The organism is Methylobacterium aquaticum (assembly GCF_001043915.1).
Taxonomy (GTDB): Bacteria; Pseudomonadota; Alphaproteobacteria; order Rhizobiales; family Beijerinckiaceae; genus Methylobacterium; species Methylobacterium aquaticum.
On record NZ_LABX01000328.1, the window covers coordinates 1 to 3411 of the forward strand.

Consider the following 3411-nt stretch of genomic DNA (forward strand, 5'->3'; position numbering starts at 1 on the left):
CGGCCGGGTCCGGGTCGGCCAGCCGGTCCATGTCCGGGTCGATGCCTGGCCCGACCGCGACATCCTCGGCACCGTCGAGAGCCTGTCGCCGGCCTCCGGCTCGGTGTTCAGCCTGTTGCCGCCGGACAACGCCACCGGCAACTTCACCAAGATCGTCCAGCGCCTGCCGGTGCGGGTGCGGGTGCCCGAGGAGGTCGCCCGCGAGGGCCTGCTGCGGCCGGGCCTTTCGGTGGTGGTGCGGGTCGACACCCGCGGCCTCGACGAGACCAAGCCGCCGGCCCCGATCGAGCCGCATCCGGCGGTGTCGGAGGGGAAGGCCGCAGGCCTGTCGGTGCGGACGGCGGGGCGGTGAGCCAGAGCAGACAATCGTAGAGCGCGGGATTCCTTCTCCCACACGGGAGAGGGGAGACGCGCCTTAACATCGTCAAGTCGAGTCAAACGGACTTCCCTCACTCTACCATCCAGCAGGCACTCAACGACATGGCCGCGACCCCCGCGCCCGCCGACGCGCCGATCGACCGCCGCCGCATGGTGGCGTTCGTCTGCATGGTGTTCGGGATGTTCATGGCGATCCTGGACATCCAGATCGTCTCGGCGTCGCTCGCCGAGATTCAGGCCGGCCTCTCGGCCTCGGCCGACGAGATCCCGTGGGTGCAGACGAGCTACCTCATCGCCGAGGTGATCTCGATCCCGCTGTCGGGCACCCTGTCGCGGGTGCTCTCGACCCGCTGGATGTTCGTGATCTCGGCCGGCGGCTTCACGCTGATGAGCCTGATGTGCGCCACCTCGTCGTCGATCGGCGAGATGATCCTGTGGCGCGCCGCGCAAGGCTTCATCGGCGGCGGCATGATCCCGACGGTGTTCGCCTCGGCCTTCACCATCTTCCCGGCCTCGAAGCGCAGCATCGTCTCGCCGATGATCGGCCTCGTGGCGACGCTCGCGCCGACCATCGGCCCGACGGTCGGCGGCTATCTCACCGACCTGTTCGACTGGCACTGGCTGTTCCTCGTCAACATCCTGCCGGGCATCTTCGTCACGGTCTCGACCTACCTGCTGGTCGATTTCGACAAGCCGAACCTCGACCTGCTCAAGCGCTTCGACTGGGCCGGCCTCGGCCTGATGGCGGCGTTCCTCGGCTGCCTCGAATACGTGCTGGAGGAAGGACCGACCCACGACTGGTTCCAGGAGGAGGCGATCTTCGCCGCCGCGATCGTCTGCGCGGTCGCCTGCATCGGGTTCTTCTGGCGGGCGCTCACCGCCGAGCAGCCGATCGTGGATCTGCGTGCCTTCTCGGACCGCAACTTCGCCGGCGGCTGCCTGTTCAGCTTCGTCATGGGCATCGGCCTCTACGGCCTGACCTACCTGTATCCGGTCTATCTCGGCCGGGTCCGTGGCTACTCGGCGCTCCAGATCGGCGAGACGATGTTCGTCTCCGGCCTGTGCATGTTCGCCACCGCGCCGATCGCCGGGCGGCTCTCGGCCAAGGTCGATCCGCGGATCATGATGGCGATCGGCTTCACGGGCTTTGCCGCCGGCACCTGGATCGTCACCGGCATCACCAAGGACTGGGATTTTTACGAATTGTTGTGGCCGCAGGTCCTGCGCGGCTGCTCGCTGATGCTGTGCATGATCCCGATCAACAACATCGCGCTCGGCACCCTGCCGCCGGCCCGGATGAAGAATGCGTCCGGCCTCTACAACCTCACCCGCAACCTCGGCGGCGCGGTGGGCTTGGCCCTCATCAACACCGCGCTCAACGACCGCTGGGACCTGCACCTCGCCCGTCTGCACGAGCGCTTCACCTGGACCAACCCGATGGTGCTGGAGCGCCTCGACAGCATGGCCAAGGGCTTTGCCGGGCTCGGCGGCAACCCGGACGCCATGGCGCTGAAGGCGATGATGAACACCGTGCGGATGCAGGGGCTGCTGATGAGTTTCTCCGACGTGTTCCTGATCCTGACCGTGCTGTTCGTGCTGATGGCCTGCGCCACGCCGATGATCCGCCGGCCGCGCCCGGGCGGGGCAGGAGCCGACGCGCATTGACCGGGGCTCAGCCTTCCTGATCCGGCGTGTCCGGCGGCGGCTGGGCTGCCGCCTCGTCGCAGCCGCAGCGGTGCATCGCCTCGCGCCACACCTTCGTGAGATCGTAGGGACCGTAAGACGCCTCGATGACCAACCCGCCGGCCGCCGCCGCGGCCAGGGCGTCGCACAGGTCCGGCGTCGCCAGCGCGGCGGCAGCATCGAGCAAGGGGAGGCTCACATCCTGCTCGAGCGCACGGATCAGGGCCGGGATGACGGATCGGTCGCCCCGCACGGCGAGACCTTCGATCGCCTCAAAGCGGATGATGTGGTTGCCGTCGTCGAGACGCGCCTGGAGCGCCGCCCGGAGGGCCGGGCCATCGGCGGTGGTCAGGCCCCCGAGGCCGAAGGTCGCCCAGTCCCGGACATCGTCGTCGGCATCGCGGGACAGGGCGATGAGCCCGTCCACCGCCTCGGGCGTCTCCTGACCGCCGAGGGCGAAGGCCACGCCGAAGCGGATGTCGGCGTCGGGATGGTCCAGCACCCTGAGGAGGAGCGGAACGGCTCCGGGATCGCCCAGATGCCCGAGGGCGATGCAGACCTCGCTCAGGACATCCGGGTCATTCGGCCCGGCGATCTCGGCCGCCAGCAGGTCGGCGAGCCCTCGAAAGCGCTCCGCGACGAAAACCGGCGTGAACCCGACCTCTGCATGCCCGAGCTGGCCGAGCACCGCCGCCCCGACCCGGCGCCGGAGCGGATCCGCGTCGCGGCACGCGGCGAGGGAGGCGTCGAGAACCTCGCGGCTGCCCAGGTCGTGCAGGGATCTGATGGCATCCCGCCCGGTCGGAGGCTGCGATCCGGGCGGCTCGCACTCCTCGTCGATGCCCACCATCGCGGCGGCGATCACCATGTCGATCTCGTCGCGCACCATCGGCCGATCCACCCCGGCGGCGATCGGCCCGACCGGCCCGACGCCCGCACCGTGGATCCGTCGCGCCGGCGCCCGGGTCAAGGCGAGCCACACCGTCGACGGAGTGCCACGGACAAAAGCGCCTCCCCCCGGATGGAGAGAGACGCCAAGTCTGCGACACGTCTCGGGAGGAGATGCGGAGGCCGCCCGGGTCGAAGGACGCAGCGGGCGGAATCAACGCGTGTCGATGGGAGAAATACACCTCTTCCGCGCAGCCCCACAAGTCGCCGCGGCCCTCGACCTTGGTCCTAGAGGGGCGAGGGGAGGTTACACCTGCGTCAACTGTTCCAGACTGGGCGGGAGCGGCCTGCGCGAGGAACGGCCGCCGGTGCTTCCCAGGGAGACCCGACCCGCGATAAGGATCGGGTTCCCGCCCGCCCGCGCCGCCCGGACGACGTGACGACGCCTGCTCCCTCCACGAC

The 3411-nt window shown here is 69.4% G+C and carries 2 protein-coding genes and 1 pseudogene; 2 read left to right on the forward strand and 1 reads right to left on the reverse strand.

Going from position 1 to position 3411, the window contains the following annotated elements:
* Together VP06_RS31180 and VP06_RS31185 are read left to right on the forward strand one after the other, a co-directional pair.
* Nucleotides 1-352, forward strand: a pseudogene (locus VP06_RS31180) (HlyD family secretion protein); the annotation flags it as partial.
* Between the two features lie 128 nt (nt 353-480).
* Nucleotides 481-2043, forward strand: a complete 1563-nt coding sequence (locus VP06_RS31185) for a DHA2 family efflux MFS transporter permease subunit (protein WP_048467710.1) — start codon at nt 481-483, stop codon at nt 2041-2043.
* Between the two features lie 7 nt (nt 2044-2050).
* Here the strand turns inward: VP06_RS31185 and VP06_RS33965 are convergent, their stop codons facing one another.
* Nucleotides 2051-2950: a HEAT repeat domain-containing protein gene (locus tag VP06_RS33965; protein WP_156295864.1), complete on the reverse strand. Its 900-nt coding sequence runs from the start codon at nt 2948-2950 to the stop codon at nt 2051-2053.
* Between the last annotated feature and the right edge of the window lie 461 nt (nt 2951-3411).

Excerpts from the sequence above, each read along its gene's own strand:
- VP06_RS31185 (WP_048467710.1), top strand. The coding sequence starts at position 481 with ATGGCCGCGACCCCCGCGCCCGCCGACGCGCCGATCGACCGCCGCCGC.
- VP06_RS33965 (WP_156295864.1), bottom strand. The coding sequence starts at position 2,950 with ATGGTGCGCGACGAGATCGACATGGTGATCGCCGCCGCGATGGTGGGC.